11 protein-coding genes are annotated in these 20,796 nt (G+C 45.6%); 5 read left to right on the top strand and 6 right to left on the bottom strand.

Going from position 1 to position 20,796, the window contains the following annotated elements:
• The 4 genes from AB4653_RS04540 to gltB (AB4653_RS04525) all read right to left on the bottom strand — a co-directional run.
• Positions 1-892: FAD-dependent oxidoreductase (locus tag AB4653_RS04540; protein WP_372103433.1), on the bottom strand; the 892-nt coding region annotated here is incomplete at its 3' end.
• A gap of 16 nt (positions 893-908) precedes the next feature.
• A complete protein-coding gene (gene gltB, locus AB4653_RS04535; RefSeq protein WP_102257733.1) occupies positions 909-5,372 on the bottom strand; it encodes a glutamate synthase large subunit in 4,464 nt (1,487 codons plus the stop codon).
• 446 nt (positions 5,373-5,818) lie between these two features.
• Complete coding sequence (locus tag AB4653_RS04530; protein WP_009848404.1) at positions 5,819-7,288, bottom strand: glutamate synthase subunit beta; 1,470 nt, start codon at positions 7,286-7,288, stop codon at positions 5,819-5,821.
• Entirely contained in the window at positions 7,288-11,835 is a 4,548-nt protein-coding gene (gene gltB / locus AB4653_RS04525; protein WP_009848405.1) for a glutamate synthase large subunit, read from the bottom strand. The genes AB4653_RS04530 and gltB (AB4653_RS04525) overlap by 1 nt, the downstream gene beginning before the upstream one ends.
• 529 nt (positions 11,836-12,364) lie before the next feature.
• On the opposite strand from gltB (AB4653_RS04525), the gene AB4653_RS04520 reads away from it, so the two are divergent.
• The 4 genes from AB4653_RS04520 (at position 12,365) to AB4653_RS04505 (ending at position 18,231) form a co-directional block, all read left to right on the top strand.
• Entirely contained in the window at positions 12,365-13,318 is a 954-nt protein-coding gene (locus AB4653_RS04520) for a TIGR01212 family radical SAM protein (RefSeq protein WP_009848406.1), read from the top strand.
• Between the two features lie 92 nt (positions 13,319-13,410).
• A complete protein-coding gene (locus AB4653_RS04515; protein ID WP_012603234.1) occupies positions 13,411-15,162 on the top strand; it encodes a diguanylate cyclase in 1,752 nt (583 codons plus the stop codon).
• A 230-nt stretch (positions 15,163-15,392) separates the two neighbouring features.
• Complete coding sequence (arcB, locus tag AB4653_RS04510; RefSeq protein WP_009848408.1) at positions 15,393-17,780, top strand: aerobic respiration two-component sensor histidine kinase ArcB; 2,388 nt, start codon at positions 15,393-15,395, stop codon at positions 17,778-17,780.
• 7 nt (positions 17,781-17,787) lie between these two features.
• A complete protein-coding gene (locus AB4653_RS04505) occupies positions 17,788-18,231 on the top strand; it encodes a hypothetical protein (protein ID WP_012603236.1) in 444 nt (147 codons plus the stop codon).
• 193 nt (positions 18,232-18,424) lie between these two features.
• Here the strand turns inward: AB4653_RS04505 and arcA are convergent, their stop codons facing one another.
• Complete coding sequence (arcA, locus tag AB4653_RS04500; protein WP_004741534.1) at positions 18,425-19,141, bottom strand: two-component system response regulator ArcA; 717 nt, start codon at positions 19,139-19,141, stop codon at positions 18,425-18,427.
• A gap of 576 nt (positions 19,142-19,717) precedes the next feature.
• On the opposite strand from arcA, the gene AB4653_RS04495 reads away from it, so the two are divergent.
• Complete coding sequence (locus AB4653_RS04495) at positions 19,718-20,203, top strand: putative 4-hydroxy-4-methyl-2-oxoglutarate aldolase (protein WP_017098326.1); 486 nt, start codon at positions 19,718-19,720, stop codon at positions 20,201-20,203.
• 29 nt (positions 20,204-20,232) lie between these two features.
• Here the strand turns inward: AB4653_RS04495 and AB4653_RS04490 are convergent, their stop codons facing one another.
• On the bottom strand, positions 20,233-20,709 hold the full coding sequence (locus AB4653_RS04490) for a hypothetical protein (protein ID WP_009848411.1): 477 nt from the start codon (positions 20,707-20,709) through the stop codon (positions 20,233-20,235).
• Positions 20,710-20,796: the final 87 nt, after the last annotated feature.

Raw genomic sequence — 20,796 nt, 5'->3', positions numbered from 1 at the left:
TGGCTGTATCACCACCACCAAGCACAACCACTTTTTTGCCTTTCATGTCGATGAATGGCGTTGGGTTATCCAGCTCCATGACCTTGTAGGTGTTGGAAACAAGAAATGGTAGGGCATCATAAACGCCCGGTGCTTCTTCGTTGTCTAACCCAGCACGCATATTTTTATAGGTGCCGACACCCAAGAAAACAGCATCATAGTCATCGACCAGTTGTTGCAGTTGAACATCTTTACCGACTTCGGTATTCATCTTAAATTCCACGCCCATTCCACTAAAGATACGGCGACGGTTTTCCATGATGCCTTTCTCAAGCTTGAACGATGGGATACCAAACGTCAGCAGGCCACCGATCTCGGGGTAGCGGTCAAATACCACGGCCTTCACACCGTTTCGAACTAAGATATCAGCGGCAGCAAGACCTGCTGGGCCAGCCCCGATGATCGCGACCTTTTTGTCGGTCCATTCAACGTGAGACATGTCTGGCTTCCAGCCCATCTCAAACGCTTTGTCATTGATGTATTTTTCAATGTTGCCGATGGTTACTGCGCCGAAATCATCATTGAGGGTACAAGATCCTTCGCACAGTCGATCCTGAGGGCAAACTCGTCCACACACCTCAGGTAAGCTGTTGGTTTGGTGGGACAGTTCAGCCGCTTCGATAATGCGTCCTTCATTGGCAAGCTTAAGCCACTGAGGGATGTAGTTATGAACAGGACATTTCCATTCACAGTAGGGGTTACCACAGTCTAAACAGCGGTCGGCCTGTGCCTTAGCTTGTTGTTTCGTGAAAGGTTCGTAGATCTCTACAAACTCAATCTTACGTATCTTGATTGGTTTCTTCGCTGGGTCTACGCGATTCACATCAATAAATTGGTATACATTCTGGCTCATGATTGGCTCCTTCCAATTATTGCGCTTGAACACGAAGTTCAGCAGAGCTGCGGCTTTGGTGACCGAGCAAGGTGTTGAGATCCGCCGTCTTCGGCTTCACTAGGTAGAACTTTGGAATCCATTCATCAAAGTTCGCCAGAATAGCTTCAGCGTGTACTGAGCCAGTCTCTTCTAAGTGCTCTGCAATCAAGCCGCGCAGGTGTTCTTGGTGGATAAATAGGTCAGACAGAGAAAGTGCTTCGACCGACTCGTTGTTTACACGGCCTTGGAAGTCTTCATTCTTGTCCATCACATAAGCAAACCCACCTGTCATACCGGCGCCGAAGTTCACTCCGGTTGCGCCAAGAATGGCAACAATACCACCGGTCATGTATTCACAGGCATTGTCACCTGCACCTTCAATCACGGCAACGGTGCCTGAGTTACGCACGCCAAATCGTTCGCCTGCAGTACCTGCTGCAAATAGCTTGCCTCCGGTCGCACCATACAAACAAGTGTTACCTATGATGGTCGCTTCGTTACAAACAAATGCAGTGCCTTGGTGAGGTTTGATAACCACCTTACCGCCCGCCATGCCTTTGCCGACATAGTCATTGGCATCACCTGTCAGATATAGCTCGACGCCTCCGGCGTTCCAAACTGCAAAGGATTGGCCTGCTGTACCATCGAGATACAACTTAATTGGTGAGCCAGCCATACCTTGGTTACCGTAACGTTTGGCAATTTCACCAGAGATACGAGCACCAATCGAGCGATCGGTGTTGATCACGTTGTAGTAAAGGCTGGTGGATTGACGTTTCTCAATCGCATCAATTGCATCATCAAGGATCTGTTGGTTGAGCTGAGCCTTATCAAATGGTGCGTTTGGCTCGGTCCAAAACAGTGGGTGACCTTCTGGAGATACTGGAGCTTCGAGTATTGAAGAGAGATCCAGTTTGCTCTGTTTCGCAGTGAGGCCTTGAACGGCTTCAAGCAAGTCAGTACGACCAATCAGATCAGTAAGTTTCTCTACGCCAAGTTCTGCAAGGTACTGGCGAACTTCATCGGCTAGGCCGGTAAAGTAGTTCACCACCATGTCTGGCAGGCCTTTGAAGTATTCACGGCGTAGTGTTTCATCTTGAGTCGCAACACCCGTTGCACAGTTGTTTAGGTGACAAATTCTTAAGAACTTACAACCCATGGCGACCATTGGTGCGGTACCAAAACCAAAGCTCTCTGCACCTAAAATCGCGCCTTTAATGACGTCGAGGCCGGTTTTTAAACCACCATCGACTTGCAGACGGATCTTATGACGAAGTCCGTTGGCAACTAGTGCTTGTTGAGTCTCGGCTAAGCCAAGCTCCCAAGGACAACCTGCGTATTTCACTGAAGTCAGCGGGCTTGCCGCGGTACCACCGTCGTAACCGGAGATCGTAATCAAGTCGGCATAAGCTTTCGCTACACCCGTAGCAATGGTGCCTACACCCGGTTCAGATACTAACTTTACTGAAACCAAGGCTTTAGGGTTAACTTGCTTAAGGTCGAAAATCAGCTGCGCCAGATCCTCGATAGAATAAATATCGTGATGTGGAGGAGGAGAGATCAGAGTCACGCCTTGAACTGAGTATCTCAGCTTAGCGATTTCTGCCGTGACTTTATGGCCCGGTAGTTGACCGCCTTCTCCTGGCTTCGCACCTTGTGCGACTTTGATTTGTAAAACATCCGCATTGGTTAAGTAATGTGGCGTCACACCAAAACGACCGGAAGCTATCTGCTTGATACGGGAGTTACGATCAGTACCAAAGCGTCGTGGATCTTCACCACCTTCACCAGAGTTGGAGTAACCACCCAAGCGGTTCATCGCCATGGCCAGTGCTTCGTGCGCTTCTGGGCTCAAGGCACCAATCGACATGGCTGCCGAGTCGAAGCGTTTAAAGAGATCGCTACTTGGCTCGACTTGTTCTAGTGGCAGAGGTTGATCGGCTTTTTTGAGGCTCATTAAGTCGCGTAGCATAGCAGCAGGACGAGCATTAACTTGCTTCGCAAAAGATTGATAATCTGAGGTTTCACCTGTCTTTACGGCGGTTTGCAAGGTACTGACTACATCTGGGTTGTACGCGTGGTATTCGCCGCCATGTACATATTTGAGTAAGCCACCATGTTCCAGTGGTTTACGCTTAGTCCATGCTTTACGAGATAGATTATAGATATCTTGTTGGAAGTCGCTAAAGCTAGCGCCTTGGATACGAGTCGTTACGCCACGGAAACACAAATCAACGACATCGGTATGTAAGCCGACCGCCTCAAATAACTGCGAGCAGCGATACGAAGCAATTGTCGATATACCCATCTTCGACATGATCTTATACAGACCTTTGTTGATGCCGTTTTGGTAATTTTGCAATGCAGTGCGATAGTCTTTATCTAATGAACCCTCGTCCAACATTTTGCCCAGAGCTTCATAAGCGAGATACGGGTAAACCGCGGTTGCGCCGAAGCCAAGCAGTACGGCAAATTGGTGTGGGTCACGTGCGGTTGCTGTTTCAACCACGATGTTAGCATCACAACGCAGGTTGGTGTCTGCAAGTCTAGTTTGCACCGCACCGACCGCCATGGCTGCCGGAACGGGTAGCTTACCTTTCTCTAAAGCTTTGTCTGAAAGCACAACCAAAACGGCGCCGTCACGTACATCTTGAACCGCACGATCACACAAGTCGTTGATGGCTTGTTCGAGATCTTTTTCTGCTGGGTCATAGTGCATGCTAAGAATCGTATGGCCATAATGCTTTTGATTTAACTGCAGAAGTTGCTGCATATCAGAATAAAGCAGAACGGGTGAATCAAACGTCACACGGTAAGCATGCCCATCGGTTTCACAGAACACATTCATCTCTTGGCCGATGCTGGTTGCCAGAGACATAACGTGTTTTTCACGCAAAGGGTCAATCGGTGGATTGGTTACTTGAGCAAACTTCTGACGGAAATAGTCGGTAATGAGGCGCTCTTTCGAAGACAGTACTGCCATTGGTGTATCGTCGCCCATCGAGCCGACCGCTTCTTGTCCCATGTCACCGAGTACGCGCAGTACTTGGTCTGACTCTTCGTTGCTCATTGCAAACTGTTTTTGATAGGTCTTTAGGGTGTCATCATCAAAATTACGCTTACCGACTTGGTCATCTGCTAGTGCGGAAAACGGTGTTAATTTGTGAACGTTTTTATCCATCCACTCTTTATATGGGTGACGGCCTTTAAGATCATTGTCGATCTCGTTCGACTGCCATAGCTTACCGCGACGCGTATCAATAACGAGCAGTTCACCAGGGCCAACACGTCCTTTCTCTGCCACTTCGTCTGGCGCATAATTCCAGATACCGACTTCAGAAGCCAAGGTGATTAGGTTGTCTTTTGTGATCACATAGCGAGCAGGGCGTAATCCGTTTCTGTCGAGGTTGCATGCAGCATAACGGCCGTCAGACAGTACGATACCCGCAGGACCATCCCACGGTTCCATGTGCTTGGAGTTGAAATCGTAAAAGGCACGAAGCTCAGGATCCATGTCTGGGTGGTTTTGCCAAGCGGGCGGCACAAGCATACGCATCGCTCGGAACACATCCATACCACCGGCAAGGAATAGATCGAGCATGTTGTCTAAGCTTGAGGAGTCTGATCCTGTCTCATTCACAAAAGGTGCGGCCGTTTGTAAATCGGGCAGCAGCGGTGAAGAGAATTTATAGGCACGAGCCTTGGCCCATTGGCGGTTACCCTCAATGGTATTGATCTCACCATTGTGCGCCAAATAACGGAATGGTTGAGCCAATGGCCAACGCGGTTGTGTGTTAGTTGAGAAACGCTGGTGGAACAGACATATTGCTGATTCCATACGTAAGTCAGCAAGATCGAGGTAAAATCGCGGAAGATCGGCGGGCATACACAAGCCTTTGTAGACCATGACTTGAGTCGACAGGCTACAAATATAGAAATCTTTGTCTTCGGTAATCTGCTTTTCAATTCGACGACGAGCGATGTATAGGCGTCGTTCGATATCGCGTTCACGCCAACCCGCAGGGGCCGAGATAAACACTTGCTGAATATTGGGAACAGAATCTTTGGCGATTGGGCCTAATACGTCGGTGTTGGTTGGCACGATACGCCAGCCCGCTACGGTTAAAGTCTCTTGAGCGAGCTCTTTATTGACGATGTCTTGCGCCGATTGCGCTTTGATTGGGTCTTGGCTGAAAAAAATCATGCCGACAGCGTATTGCTTGCCGAGCTTGAAGTTATTCTCTTCAGCAATAATTCTGAGATAAGAGTCGGGCTTCTGTAGCAATAAGCCACAGCCATCTCCGGTTTTACCATCCGCAGCGATACCACCACGGTGTGTCATGCGATCGAGGGCTGAAATAGCAGTTCGTACCAACTTATGACTCGGTTGGCCTTCCATTTGCGCTATTAAACCAAATCCACAGTTGTCTTTTTCAAGACTAGGATCATATAGAGCCATTGCAATTCTCCCTTTTGCTTCGCTGTCATCCAGACAGTAAATGACTAACTATTCATGTACTTGTTATTTTTTATGAACTTGTTCTTATATAAACTGATAGTTTGTTTTTAGCTAGCTAAAACGTTATTGGTTGTGTTAACAAAACCGATTGGTTTTATTTTCATCAGCTTTACAACGTATAGCTAATTGTGTTTAAGGTCAAGTTCATGGTTAATTATCATGTGTAAACGCGATTAGCCACGTAATAATCTAAAATAGTCGATGAAGATCAATGAGATATAAAAGCTAGATGTTAACGGGATTTAACATGCACTGCTGGAGTGATTGAGAAAGAGTGGAAGGCCAGATAGAAAAAAGGCTAGCATCGAGTGCTAGCCAAATATAAAAGTTAGGAAGGGTGTTGCTTTTTCCCTAGGCTAACGTCAACGACATTAGCCCGAGAAATATTATGCGGAAAGCATGAGTGAATCAGCTTTCGCTTCTAAGTTTGAGTTACCCATTAAGAAGTCATCAATGGCAATTGCACATTCACGACCTTCATTAATACAACGTACAACCAGAGACTGGCCAGTACGCATATCACCAGCAGCGAAAACGCCTTTTTGGTTGGTCGCATAACCTTCAGAGGCCACGTTGCCGCGTTCATCCAGTTTAATGTCTAGCTGAGCCAGTACACCTGTTGGTTCTGGGTGTAAGAAGCCCATCGCTAGAAATGCCATATCACAACGGATAACACGTTCAGAGTTTGCTACTTCATCAAAACTTGGACGTTCACCTGGTTTCGCATCTTGCCAAACGATGTCAGCAATGCGAAGTCCGGTTACATTACCGTTATCGTCAGAGATGAACTCTTTAGTCAGGATGTTCCAATGACGTTCACAACCCTCTTCGTGAGAAGTGGTGGTCTTCATGATCATTGGGTATTGAGGCCAAGGCATATTAGCAGGGCGCTTCTCTGGTGGGATCGGCATGATCTCAACCTGAGTAATGCTTGCTGCTTTATGACGGTTTGATGTACCCACACAGTCAGAACCCGTATCACCACCACCGATAACCACAATGTGCTTATCTTTAGCGTGAAGCTCTTCTGTTTTTAGGTCTAAGTCGTTGGCACGGCGGTTGTTTTGACCAAGGAATTCCATGGCAAAGTGAACGCCTTTCAGCTCACGACCTGGGATTGGCAAGTCACGTGGAACCGTAGAACCACCCGTTAGCAATACCACATCAAACTCTTGGCGTAGCTGTTGAGCATTAACATCAACACCGATGTGTTGGTTCACTTTAAACTCAACGCCAGCTTCAGCCATTAGGTTGATCTTACGATCAATCACATCCATACCCAGTTTGAAATCTGGGATACCGAAACGCAGTAGGCCACCGACTTTCTCGTCACGTTCAAATACCGTCACAGAGTGACCGGCACTGTTTAGTTGCTCAGCTGCGGCTAAGCCTGCAGGACCTGAACCGATAACCGCAACTGTTTTACCCGTACGTGAGCGTGGTGTCTTAGGTTTTGCGTACCCTTCACGGTACGCAGTTTCTACAATTGTTTTCTCGATATTACAGATAGTGATTGGGTCTTGGTTGATACCAAGAACACAAGCGCTTTCACAAGGAGCAGGGCACACACGACCTGTAAATTCAGGGAAGTTATTGGTAGAGCTTAGAATGTTCCAAGCTTCTTCCCAGCTGTCACGGTAAACCGCATCATTGAATTCTGGGATGATGTTACCAATCGGACAACCGCTGTGACAGAAAGGTACGCCACAGTCCATACAACGAGAGGCTTGAGTATTGATCTTTTCACCAAACTCTTCGTTAAGTACGAACTCTTTGTTGTCTTCAATTCGAACTGACGGATCGAGCTTTTTTGGAAGCTCACGACCGTGTTCTAAAAATCCAGTAGGCTTACCCATTATACTGCCTCCACTTCTTCCGTTTGTGCCTGTTGTGCTTCAGCTTTACGCTTCTCAAGAACTGCTTTGTAGTCGCGTGGCATTACTTTAACTAGTGATGCGACACTTACTTCAAAGTTGTCTAGGAAAGACTGAGCAACTTCACTTCCTGTGAATTCAACATGCTTCGTTAGCATATCTAGTAGAAGATCTTTATCTTCTTGTTCAATTGGATCTAGGTCTACCAGTTCTGCGTTGAGCTTGGTTTCGAAGTCGCCTGCTTTATCCCAAACATAAGCGACACCGCCACTCATACCTGCAGCAAAGTTACGACCCGTTGAGCCAAGGATAATTGCCGCGCCACCTGTCATGTATTCACAACCGTGGTCACCAACACCTTCAACTACAACCTTCGCACCTGAGTTACGAACACAGAAACGTTCGCCAGCCATACCGCGAATGAAAGATTCACCTGAGGTTGCACCGTAGAAACATACGTTACCCACCACGATATTATCTTCCGCAACGATAGAAGATTTCGCATCTGGGTACAGTACCAACGTACCGCCAGACAGACCTTTACCCCAGTAATCGTTCGCGTCGCCTTCTACTTCGAATTTTACGCCTTTCGCAAGGAACGCTCCGAAAGATTGGCCAGCACTACCGTAGAACTTAACGTTCATTGGTTGTGGTAAACCTTGGTCTTTGTAAACTTTCGAGATTTCGTTCGACAGCATCGTGCCTGCTGAACGGTCCGTGTTGATGATAGGGAACTGAGCGGTAACCGCTTCACCTTTCTCAAGCGCTGGGATTGCAGCCTGAATCAACTTACGGTCTAGAACGTCTTCAAGATTATGATTCTGTGTTGTCTGGTTGTAGATACCATCTTCTGCACGAGCCTGCTCAATATGCAGTACTGGTGTTAGATCTAGGTTCTTGTACTTCCAGTGACCGATGTCATCACGAACTTTAAGTTTGTGCGATTGACCAACCATCTCATCAATAGAGCGGAAGCCCAGTTCAGCCATTACTTCACGCAGACCTTCTGCCATGTATTGGAAGAACGTTACTACGTCTTCTACGCGGCCGTCGAAACGCTCACGCAGGGTCTTGTTTTGTGTTGCGATACCAACAGGACATGTATTCTTGTGACACTTACGCATCATGATACAGCCTTCAACAACAAGTGCTGCTGTTGCTACGCCCCATTCTTCAGCGCCAAGCAGTGTTGCAACTGCAAGGTCACGAGGTGTTTTCATCTGACCATCAGACTGAACAACGATACGGTTACGTAGGCCGTTTTTCAGTAGTGTTTGGTGCGTTTCCGCTAGACCCAGTTCCCAAGGCAGACCTGTGTGACGGATAGAAGACATAGGAGATGCACCCGTACCACCATCAAAACCTGCGATAAGTACTACGTCAGCTTTCGCTTTTGCTACACCTGATGCAATCGTACCTACACCTGCTTCCGAAACTAGCTTCACGTTTACACGGCCGTTACGGTTCGCGTTTTTCAGATCGTAGATCAGCTGAGCCAAATCTTCGATTGAGTAGATATCGTGGTGTGGCGGTGGAGAAATAAGACCTACGCCCGGAGTCGAGTGACGTGTTGCACCGATCCAATCATCAACCTTATCACCAGGTAGTTGACCACCTTCGCCAGGTTTCGCACCTTGAGCCATCTTGATTTGCAGCTCATCAGCGTTAGATAGGTAGTAAGACGTTACACCAAAGCGACCAGAAGCCACCTGTTTGATTGCTGAACGCTCCCAGTCACCGTTTTCTTTACGTTCGAAACGAGCTGGATCTTCACCACCTTCACCTGAGTTTGACTTCGCGCCAATGCGGTTCATTGCAACAGCCAGTGTTGAGTGAGCCTCATGTGAGATTGAACCAAAGCTCATTGCGCCGGTTGCGAAACGCTTAAGGATGTTCTCGATGGGTTCTACTTCCGCTAGAGGAATAGAGCCTGCAGGGTTCTTGATGAAATCCAGTTGACTACGTAGCGTTGCTGCGTTGTCGCCTTGGTCATCGACTGCTTTTGCGTACTTCTTGAATTGACCGTAATCTTTGTTACGCGTCGACTCTTGAAGTAGAGAAATGGTTTCAGGGTTGAATAGGTGCTTCTCACCACGTTGTTTCCACTGGTAAACACCGCCAACATCAAGGATCTGAGCTGGGATTTCACGAGCTGGGTAACCAACACGGTGACGAACTAGCACTTCTCGTGCGATATCATCGATCGTTAGACCTTGGATACGAGAAACAGTACCAGTGAAGTATTTTTCAACCACTGACTTGCTTACACCAAGTGCTTCAAAGATTTGTGCACCGTGGTAAGACTGTAGCGTAGAGATCCCCATCTTAGAGAAGATCTTCAGTAGACCGCCGTTGACACCTTTACGGTAGTTATCGAATAACTCACGCGGGTGTGCGTTTGGATCTAGCTTCTTCGTACGTTGCAGTTCAACAATCGTTTCAATAACTAGGTATGGGTTAACTGCGTTCGCACCGTAGCCGATAAGCGTTGCAAAGTGGTGTGTCTCACGAGCATCGCCCGTTTCAACAACAATGTCACACTTAGCTCTTAGACCTTTACGGATAAGATGGTGGTGAACCGCGCCAACTGCCAGCATTGCTGGAATAGCGGCGTGGGTAGAGTTAACCGCACGGTCTGTCAGTAGGATGATAGAGTAGCCATCAATCACAGCGTCTTCTGCGTATTGGCAGATACGCTTAAGTGCGCGCTCTAACTTACCGTTGTCTCCGTTTGCTTGGAATACGATATCCAGCGTCTTCGCTTGAAGGTGCTCGTTATCGATTGCACGTAGCTTCTCTAACTCAGAGTTAGACAGAACTGGAGATTCAAGTTCTACTTTTTGACAGTGTTCAGGCGTTTCAGCAAGTAGGTTCTGATCCTTACCTAGGTAAGTGTTCAGAGACATAACCATACGCTCACGAATCGGATCGATTGGCGGGTTTGTTACTTGTGCAAATAATTGCTTGAAGTAGTTTGAAAGGTGCTGCGATTGATGAGAAAGAATCGCTAGCGGCCAGTCAGCGCCCATTGCAGAAAGTGGCTCGTAGCCTGTTTTCGCAAGAGGTAGTATGATTTCGTTTACTTCTTCAGAGCTCACACCAAACGATTGTTGTTTATGAAGCAATTTTTCTGGAGAAGGTTGGTTAAATTCGTTGTTCGCATCCGGTAGCTTTTTCAAGCTCAGAAGGTTCTCTTCAACCCATTTTTCGTAGGGTTGTGCTTTAGCAATACCGTCTTTCACTTCTTCGTCAGAAATGATGCGGCCTTGCTCAAGGTCAGCAACGAAGATACGACCAGGCTGTAGACGACCACGGTATTCAACGTTTTCTGGTGCGATTTCAACTACGCCAGATTCAGACGCCATTACTAGGAAGTCGTCTTTTGTCACTGTGTAGCGAGAAGGGCGCAGACCATTACGGTCAAGCGTTGCACCGACTTGAACACCATCGGTGAAACATACTGATGCCGGGCCATCCCATGGTTCCATTACGTTCGCGTGGTACTGGTAGAACGCACGACGAGTTGGATCCATGTTTTTGTTTTCTTGCCATGCTTCAGGGATCATCATCATTAATGCGTGTGGCAGAGTACGACCTGAAAGAACAAGTAGCTCAAGTGCCATATCGAAGTTTGATGAATCCGAGCTGCCTTCCTGACAGATAGGAAGCAGCATGTCGATTTCAGCTTGTGTAAACAGATCCGACTCTAGGATTGCTTCACGTGCTTTCATCCAGTTTAGATTGCCGCGAACCGTATTGATTTCGCCATTATGCGCGATGTAACGGAAAGGCTGAGCCAGACGCCAACGAGGGAATGTATTGGTAGAGAAGCGAGAGTGTACCAGTGCTAGAGCTGTCACCATGGTTGGGTTTTGCAGGTCTAGGAAGTACTGAGGAACTTGTTCTGTTGTTAGCTGACCTTTGTACACCAATGTCTTGTAAGACATAGAGTTGATGTAGAAGTCGTCACCGATGTTTGACACGCTTTCTAGGCATACACGAACAGTGTAGTTACGTAGAACATACAGTTTACGCTCAAGCTCTTCTGGTGTGATACCAGGGCCGCCAGAAATAAATACGTGTTCAAATTGAGGTTCAGTGCTTAGTGGGTCAGCACCAATCATTGAATTGTCAGTTGGAAGTTCACGGTAACCGATAACTTCTAACTCAAGGCGCTGTGCATTGCGTTCTAGAATGTCACGACACTGTGCACGTTTGTATTCATCCTTAGGGAAAAGTACAACACCAACACCATATTTTTCAAAAGATGGCAGTTTAATTCCAAGCTTTACGGCTTCTTCTAGTAAGAATTCGTGTGGCTTCTGTAGCAGGATACCTGCACCATCACCAGAACACGGATCACAGCCTTGGCCGCCACGGTGTTCCATACGTGCAAGCATATCGAGTGCTTGAGTTACTACATCATGAGATTTGCGATTCTTAAGATGAGCAACAAAACCGATACCACAAGCGTCATGCTCCAATTCAGGAGTATACAGACCCTGTGAGTTCTGCTCTTGATCTACCATAGATACATCCTTCCAGTTAAATCTAGGCGCAACTTCTTTGTATAAAGTTAGCCTTGTCCTTTTATATTTATGGGTCTAAACCTGCCTATGCTGGCGGTTTGAATCCTTTCCGTATCTCGCAGGAAAAGTATTGCGAGAAAAACAATCCTTAGTGATATCCGTTTGTTTTTGACCACAAACTAGTGGTTTATATAGGTGGGGTATGGACATCACCGACTTATTGGCAAGTTTTCGATGTAAGTAAACACTCAGAAATAGCCAATATGTGTAAGTATCCTACAATTTTGTCTAGGCGAATTGCAATGAAAGTTAACCGATGTAGACCATTTTTTTCGTTTTGTTTTGAATTTAATGCCTAACAAATGTGCAACATTAGGCAAATAGAGCTTATTTTTTGCATGTTTATTGATATTTGATAGGTTGCTCGCAAAAATCCTTGCGTAAACTAATTGGTCGAATTTTGCAGGGATGTAATTTTTTTTCAAAAAAGACTGATATTCATTCTTATTTACTTGAGTGCTTTGAAAATATGCAATTACACGAGTTAGTTAATACTATCGGCCAAGATCTCCAACGTCGTTATGGCGAGAAGGTTCACAAGCTGACACTTCACGGTGGGTTTAGTTGCCCAAACCGAGACGGGACAATTGGCCGTGGCGGTTGTACCTTCTGCAACGTAGCTTCTTTTGCCGATGAACAAACTCAAGTTCAAAGTATTGCTGATCAATTAACAGATCGTGCGGGTGAAATCGCTCGTGCCAAGAAGTATCTTGCTTATTTTCAGGCGTACACCAGTACTTACGCTGAGGTGCAGGTACTCAAGAATATGTATGAAGAGGCTCTAAAAGCACCTGGAGCAGAGATTGTTGGCCTTTGTGTTGGCACGAGACCAGACTGTGTGCCGGATGCGGTACTCGATCTGCTCGCGGAGTACGTTAAGCAAGGTTACGAAATTTGGCTAGAGCTCGGCCTGCAAACAGCCAATGACAAAACCCTCAAGCGAATTAACCGCGGACACGATTTCACTGTGTATGAAACGATCACCCAGCGCGCACGTGCTTTAGGAATCAAGGTATGTACTCACCTTATTGTCGGCCTGCCCAAAGAAACCAAAGCGGATAACCTTGAAACTCTAGATAAGGTATTAGCGGCTGGCACTGATGGTATCAAGCTTCACGGGCTTCATATTGTTGAAGGCAGTACCATGGCTAAAGCCTGGAAGGCAGGAAAGCTAGAAGCACCAAGCCTTGAGGAGTACATTGATATCGCGAGTGAGATCATTCAACGCACACCAGCGGACGTGGTTTATCATCGTGTATCTTCTGCGGCGAGACGCCCGACACTACTCTCCCCTTTATGGTGTGAGAACCGCTGGTTGGCGATGACTGAGATTGGTCGTTCGCTTGATAAAACCGGCGCACAAGGCATTAAAACAGGCTTTGCATTCGAGTACACGCAACCTGTTTTAAACGCGACCAATTGATAGGAATGGGTGACTGTAGGTAACAGCAGATAAAACCAACAAATAGTGGTAACATTTCCCTCACAGAATTTATAAGCATAGATTGAGAGCAGATGGAACTGGTAATGACTTGGTTATGGGATAGGGCGTATGGCTACGGTATATATATCGTTGTTCTATTGCTGATAGGTCTCATCTGCTGGCATATTTATTTACGTTACCAGTCATATATTGAACAGCTTCTTCTCGCTACGCCTTCACCTCTTTATTTTGTTGACATCCGAAGTGGCGAGATCTTGTACGCCAATCGCCAAGCCATGCAGCTGCTTGGTATCCGCCAAATCGGTACTCACTTTCGTTTTCCAACAGTGGAAGCTGAGAATAGTTTTCGTCATTACCTCACTGATCACATCAACTCTCGAACGTTTGAGTATCTCTCGTCCTGGGTTCTTTCTGAATTTGAATCTTTTAAGATCAACTTGGTGGGTCGTAAGATCCACTTTAGAAGTAGAAAGGCTTGGATGATACATGCTTCCCCTTATAAAAGTACCAACGAAGAGATTTCCCAAGAGGTTCGTGATCTCAATGTTGCTCGTACCGCTTTGGATTCTTTATCTGAGTTGGTCTATGTCATCGATCAAAAGGGTGAATTGGTCGCGAGTAATCGTGCGTTTAAAAAGTTTTGGCATGGTCGCCCTGAAGAGGGCACTTTAAGTGTGTCTAGTGGTGCCTTAAAAGGTCGTGTCAGTGAGCGCTCATGGACCACAGACCAAGATGGTAAGGGGTGTCTCCTTGAAACCTATCAAAGTGTCTTGCTCTCGCAAAGTGGGGAAACCATAGGTACGCTCTCGATAAGTCACGATGTGACGGATTGGCATGACATGCAGCAACAACTGCGTGGGGAAATGGAAAAGCGTAAAGATACTGAAGTTGCACTTGCACAACGTGACACCATTTTACAAAACATCTTGGAAGCGAGCCCTGACTCGATTGGTATCTTCAACGAAAATATGGTTTACCAGGCGTGTAATAAGCCATTTGTGGCAGCGTTGGGTATTTCTGAAGTCAGTGACTTAGTGGGTAAACGTCTACAAGACGTAGTACCAAATAGCATTTATATGCGCGTATCAGAGAGTGATCACCAAGTACTTCATCAAGGTAACTCGTTGCGTTACATCGACAAACTGGTTTCAAGTGATGGAGAGTTTACTTGGTATGATGTAGTGAAGTCGCCTTTTAGAGACCCTGCATCGAGTACCAATGGTGTACTGATCATGGCACGTGATATCACAGAACGTTACCTCGCCGAGCAGAAACTTGAAGAAGCCAATTTAGAGCTTGAGCGCCTCAGTTTTATGGATAGTTTAACTCAGGTATCCAATCGACGTCGCTTCGATGAGCAGCTGTCTACATTGTGGCATCATCATGTGCGTGAGAAGTTGCCGTTGACGATCATGCTGTGTGATATCGACTTCTTTAAAGGCTATAACGATTTCTATGGACACCAACAAGGAGACGATGCTTTGATTCAGGTTTCACAAGCCTTTAAGCAGGTGTTGAATCGCTCTTCGGATTGCGTGGCTCGGTACGGTGGTGAAGAGTTTGGCTTTATTCTCCCAAACACAACCACAGAAGGTGCGCTTATGGTCGCTCGTCGAATTCATGATGAAGTGCAAAAACTAGGACTCGCTCATGAGAAGTCTACAGTGTCTGACTCCATCACGGTGAGTATTGGTATTGTCTCTTATATACCAACACCTGATGACGAAATGGAGTCTGCTGTTGCCTTGGCTGACAGTGCGTTGTATCAAGCGAAATCTGATGGTCGAAATCGTTCGATAGTGCATCCATACTCTATTCACTAACTTTATAGAATGGGTAACTTAGTGACTCCGTCTTTTTCTTGTTTAGCATTTATATTACTTGGCTAATATTTATGTGGCTTGGCTAGTATTGATATTGCTTGGTTAGTATTAATATTGGTTGATTAACCTTCGATATTACCGCTAATCTCTTGCTGCGTGTGATGTAGCTAGCTTACCTACTTTCTTCAAACAAGGTAGAATGTTGCTAGTCTTATCGCGTGGAGCGCTAAATGAAACCCATGAAAAATCTTGCCCAGTATTACGTGGATCTGCTCGTAAAATTGGGGATTGTCCGCTTTTCTATCTTACTCGCCCTAGCGCTTGTTGCCCTTGCTGTTGTTGTACAAGTCGGTATCACCCTCGCACTCAAAGGTAATGTTGATGATATCGACATTGTCCGTTCGGTTTTCTTCGGTTTAGTGATCACACCTTGGGCGGTCTATTTTCTCTCAGTCGTGGTCGATCAACTGGAAGAGTCTCGCCAAAGGTTGGCTAAATTGGTCTCTAAGCTGGGTGACATGCGAGAGCGAGATCAAGAACTCAACAATAAACTGCAACTCAATATCGAAAAGCTCAACCAAGAAATTGAAGATCGTGAAAAAGCCGAAGAAGCGCGTGCAGAAGCAATGCATGATCTTGAGAACGAAGTGTTTCAGCGTGAGCGAACTCAGCTTGAATTAGCAGAACGTACGGCGCTGTTGCGTTCGTTTATCGATGCCTCGCCTGACCTCATTTATTATCGCAATGAAGATGGTGTGTTTTCAGGTTGCAACCGAGCGGTTGAAGAACTCACGGGCAAAACAGAAAAAGAGCTAGTTGGTTTGACGCCTTGGGATGTCTACAGCAAAGAGGTAGCCCAGCAAGTTGTTGAAACCGATAAGAAAGTCTTTGCTGACAACCAAGCTTTGACCTATGACCAATGGCTTGAATACCCCGATGGACGTAAGAGTTACTTCGAGCTGCGTAAGGTGCCTTTCTACAGTAAAGATGGTCGCCACCTTGGCTTGGTTGGTTTTGGTCGTGATATTACCGAGCGTAAAGAGCACCAAGAATCACTAGAGAAAGCCAGTCGCGATAAGACCACCTTTATCTCAACCATTAGCCACGAGTTAAGAACACCGCTCAATGGCATCATCGGCTTGAGCCGCATGTTATTGGATAGCCAGCTGACGACCGAGCAGCGTAAGCAGATGCAAACCATCAAGGTGAGTGCGGTGACACTGGGTAATATCTTTAACGATATTATCGACATGGATAAGTTCGACCGCCGTAAGCTTGAGCTATTCCCAACCCCTATCAATTTTGAAGATTTCGTTGTTGAGATCGAAAGCATTTCTGCGTTAATGGCAGAGCAGAAAGGGTTGAGGTTTGATCTAGAAAGATTGTCCGATCTCCCATCTGCAGTTGAGGTGGATGGTACTCGTCTTAGACAGGTATTGTGGAACCTTGTAAGCAACGCGATGAAGTTCACCAAAGATGGTGGTGTCGTGATGACGGTCAGCGCTGAAATTGATGGCGACTTTGCCAACATCACGATGGAAGTAGAAGATACCGGGATTGGTATCCCTGAAAGCGAAATCGAGAAGATCTTCGCGATGTACTATCAGGTAAAGTCGGGAACAGACAATTTACACGCTGTCGGTACCGGAATTGGTCTTGCTGTATCTCAACAGCTGATCAATATGATGGATGGTCACATTGAAGTCACCAGTGAAGAGGGGTTTGGTAGTACCTTTACGATTTCGATTCGAGTTCCAGTTAATCACGATACTCAGGCTTTGATCAAAACGCCAAGAAAGCAGTCCAACCTTAAGATTTTCATGGTCGAAGACATTGAGCTCAATATCACAGTAGCTCGTTCTTTACTTGAAAGCCTAGGGCATGAAGTGACAGTCGTAATGACGGGTAAAGAGGCACAAATCGTTTTCAACCCGAAAGATTATGACTTGGTATTACTGGATATCCAGTTACCAGATATGACTGGTTTCGACATTGCCCAATACTACCGCGAGAAATATAGCCAATTGCCGCCTTTGGTGGCATTAACCGCGAATGTATTAAACAATAAGCAAGAGTATTTCCAGAAAGGCATGGATGAAGCGATCAGTAAACCACTGTCGGTTCGTGCAATCCAGGATGTCATCAGCGAGTTGATTGAGGATGCCCCAGAGGTTATTGAGAAAGCCGAGGGCATTGATACAGTAAAGGATGTTGAAAAAGTAGCAGGTGTTGAGAAAGTAACAGCGAGTAAGCCGGCTCTTTCAACGATTGATACCACTTTGCTTGATATTGATATGCTAGAGTCTTATGTTGACATTGTCGGGTCGAAACCTGTTTTGGATAGTATCGTGATGTTTGAAGATATGATGCCGGAATATATGGAAATATTGAATTCCAATATGGTTGCGAAAGATCAAGACAGTATCGTTTCTGAGGCACACAAGATTAAAGGTGCAGCAGGTTCCATTGGCCTGAAACGCATACAGCAAGTTGCTCAGAAAGCTCAATCTCCAGATATGCCTGCGTGGTGGGAGAACATTTCAGATTGGGTTGATGAAATAAATAACGAATACCAAAATGATATTGAAGTCTTAAAGAGTTGGTTAAATCAAAGGTAGAAGAATGATGAAAAAATTAGCATTTGCCGCATGTGTAGTAGCATTAGCGGGTTGTTCTGCGCCACAAGTAGAATGGCAGCAAGATAATCAAGTCGAAGTATCTGCAGCGACAGTCACAATGAAAAGCAACCTGTGGCACAACAAAATGCCTACGATTGGGGAGGCTCAAGATAAGACTTTGCATGGTGCTATCTACCTAGAGTCTGACTCACAATTACCAGCAACACTTGCGGTTGAGAGTGTGACGGTTAAACAGGGTGCAGATACCTTGTTGGTAACTGCTGACGATCTAGATTTAAGAACACATAGTGAAACGCAGTGGGAAGTCGCTTTTGTATGGCAGTTAGAGATCGACAGTGATAAGCCTGTTGATGTTGCGATTGAACTCAAAGATGGCGAAACCGTGAAGTGGTTAGTCGAGAAAGACGTGAAGGTAGATACGGTTTACTAAAACCTTAGCGAACAATGAACAATGAACAATAAAAAAGGGAGAATGCGTTGGCATTCTCCCTTTTTAATAACGATTGTTCACGCTTCGATTGCTAGAAGTACTAACTGTTTATAAGTACTAACTGGTTAGAGTGCTATCGGTTTAGAAGTGCTAATCGACGGCAAGAACTAAACGGCCAGAAGCGCGAATCGAATTAGTCTTCTAGGTCACCACAAAAGCGGTAGCCTTCACCGTGAATCGTCGCGATGATTTCTGGTGTACCAGAAACAGATTCAAAGTGCTTACGAATACGACGGATTGTTACGTCTACAGTACGATCGTGTGGCTTAAGCTCACGGCCAGTCATCTTCTTAAGAAGGTCTGCACGTGTTTGGATCTTACCTGGGTTCTCACAGAAGTGAAGTAGAGCACGGAACTCTGAACGAGGTAGCTTGTAGCCTTCGCCATCTGGGCTAACCAGAGAACGACTGTTGATATCTAGTACCCAACCATTGAACTCGTACTTCTCAACGCTACGCTTTTCTTCTTGAACAGAGCTTGTGCTCATTGAACGGTTAAGAAGGTTACGTGCACGGATAGTCAGCTCACGAGGGTTGAAAGGCTTAGTGATGTAGTCATCAGCGCCGATTTCTAGGCCAAGGATCTTATCAACTTCATTATCACGACCAGTTAAGAACATAAGCGCTACATTTGCTTGCTCACGTAGTTCACGCGCAAGTAGTAGGCCATTCTTACCTGGAAGGTTGATGTCCATAATTACAAGGTTAACTTGGTTATCAGATAGCACTTGGTGCATCTCTTCACCGTCGCTAGCCTCAAAAACAGCATATCCCTCTGCTTCAAAAATACTCTTTAGAGTGTTACGAGTTACTTGCTCATCTTCAACGATAAGAATCTGCGGGGTTTGCATTTGGCGGTACCTAAATTTGTGACGAAACTGTGCTAATAGAATAAATTCTAGGCAAAACATAACATACAGGTAATGTATTTTTGATGATAACTTAAAGTTTTCAAAAAAACACTTACTTCCAGCTATCTGCCTTCCTTGAAGTATTGCCCAATAACGTAGATCCAGTACGCCTTTCAATCATTCTTTTAGTGATTTAAGAGGATTCTATAATGTTAACAGCATGCTAACAACGCGAGAATGTTAATTCCATTCACTTTGTTGATTTACATCAATTGCCGTATCGCAACAAACTTTAATAGTATGGCTACAACTTAACCAATGTTATGGTGACTATTTAGCACCAAAATAAGAATGATTATTCGAGATATTTCGCACATCTTGCTTGCTAAAGACCGGACTATGAACCAAGGAAGCTGAAAGCTATCCTTAGAGTCTAGTAGATAAATATGCTCAATCAACTTTTATTTCGTATTAAATTGGGCATAGAGCAATGAAAACAAAGGATTAATTTTAATAATATATAAAAGCATAGAGGCTCACCTGACTTAATAGGTTTGCCTTACTCACGGAGGATATATGCACGATATAACACCTGACTTATGTGATGAGTTTGAAAGCAAAGTCACGCTACTGAATATGCCATTACAGAACTTCGGCCAGCGTGGTGCGTTCTGGGGAAAAATTGTAACAGTTCGTTGTTATCACGATAATTCCAAGGTTCGTGAGGTTTTAGAGACCGATGGCTGCGGCAAAGTACTCGTTGTAGACGGTAATGGCTCGTGTCAAAAAGCGTTACTTGGCGACCAATTGGCTATTCTAGCCATCGAAAATGGTTGGGAAGGCGTCATTGTGAATGGTGCGGTGCGTGATGTTGCGATGATGGCGCAGATGGATCTTGGTATTCAAGCTCTCGGAGCCTCTCCATTTAAAACCGAGAAGCACGGTGTTGGGCAAGTGAATGTGACGCTCTCTATACACAATCAACTGATTCAGCCCGGTGATTACATTTATGCCGATTGGAATGGTGTGTTAATTTCAACGGAATTGTTGATTGAATCTTAACGGGCTCATCAATAAAGAAGTGGGATAGATTAGAAGCGAAACCCTAATCCTACCTCAACACCTTGTTGCCACTCTTCATAATCAAGGGTGGCATGCATATCTAGATTGTCGGTTAGCTGCACGCGGCTGGAAAGCTCTGCGGCTACCGATTTATCACTGTCTTCTGTTTCATTGTTATAGGTGTGTAGAGAGCTGTTGAAAGAGACTCTTTCGGAAAACTGATAACTAACACCACTCAAGAATCCACTCTCATATTTCAGTGCAGCAGTGTTGATTCGTGTACCGACATAAAGATCCACATCAGAAAACAAGCTATAAGAATAACCACTGTCTACTGTCCAAGTATCAAAGCTTTCACTCGATGCACTTTGCGTGGAGATAAAAAACTTATGGGCAGAGCTATCGATTTGACTGGGGAGCAAAGGCAAACTGCTCAGTAGCGGTAAACTGTTCGCTGAACAAACGACAGGCATAGCAAAGACTAAAAGAATAAGTAATCTCTTCATTTCCCACTCCTGATGTCATTATTATTGTTTTTCGAACGTTATTGTTTAATTAAAGCACAGGACTTGTATGTTCGCTGTACTATCGAT

The sequence above is a fragment of the Vibrio sp. 10N.222.48.A3 genome, from assembly GCF_041475345.1.
Classification (GTDB): domain Bacteria; phylum Pseudomonadota; class Gammaproteobacteria; order Enterobacterales; family Vibrionaceae; genus Vibrio; species Vibrio tasmaniensis_A.
The sequence above is the reverse complement of the archived record's forward strand: the minus strand, read 5'-3'. Positions and strand labels throughout refer to the sequence as shown.

Excerpts from the sequence above, each read along its gene's own strand:
- AB4653_RS04520 (WP_009848406.1), top strand. The coding sequence starts at position 12,365 with ATGCAATTACACGAGTTAGTTAATACTATCGGCCAAGATCTCCAACGT.
- arcA (WP_004741534.1), bottom strand. The coding sequence starts at position 19,141 with ATGCAAACCCCGCAGATTCTTATCGTTGAAGATGAGCAAGTAACTCGT.
- AB4653_RS04495 (WP_017098326.1), top strand. The coding sequence starts at position 19,718 with ATGCACGATATAACACCTGACTTATGTGATGAGTTTGAAAGCAAAGTC.
- AB4653_RS04515 (WP_012603234.1), top strand. The coding sequence starts at position 13,411 with ATGGAACTGGTAATGACTTGGTTATGGGATAGGGCGTATGGCTACGGT.
- gltB (WP_009848405.1), bottom strand. The coding sequence starts at position 11,835 with ATGGTAGATCAAGAGCAGAACTCACAGGGTCTGTATACTCCTGAATTG.
- gltB (WP_102257733.1), bottom strand. The coding sequence starts at position 5,372 with ATGGCTCTATATGATCCTAGTCTTGAAAAAGACAACTGTGGATTTGGT.
- AB4653_RS04490 (WP_009848411.1), bottom strand. The coding sequence starts at position 20,709 with ATGAAGAGATTACTTATTCTTTTAGTCTTTGCTATGCCTGTCGTTTGT.
- AB4653_RS04530 (WP_009848404.1), bottom strand. The coding sequence starts at position 7,288 with ATGGGTAAGCCTACTGGATTTTTAGAACACGGTCGTGAGCTTCCAAAA.
- arcB (WP_009848408.1), top strand. The coding sequence starts at position 15,393 with ATGAAACCCATGAAAAATCTTGCCCAGTATTACGTGGATCTGCTCGTA.
- AB4653_RS04505 (WP_012603236.1), top strand. The coding sequence starts at position 17,788 with ATGAAAAAATTAGCATTTGCCGCATGTGTAGTAGCATTAGCGGGTTGT.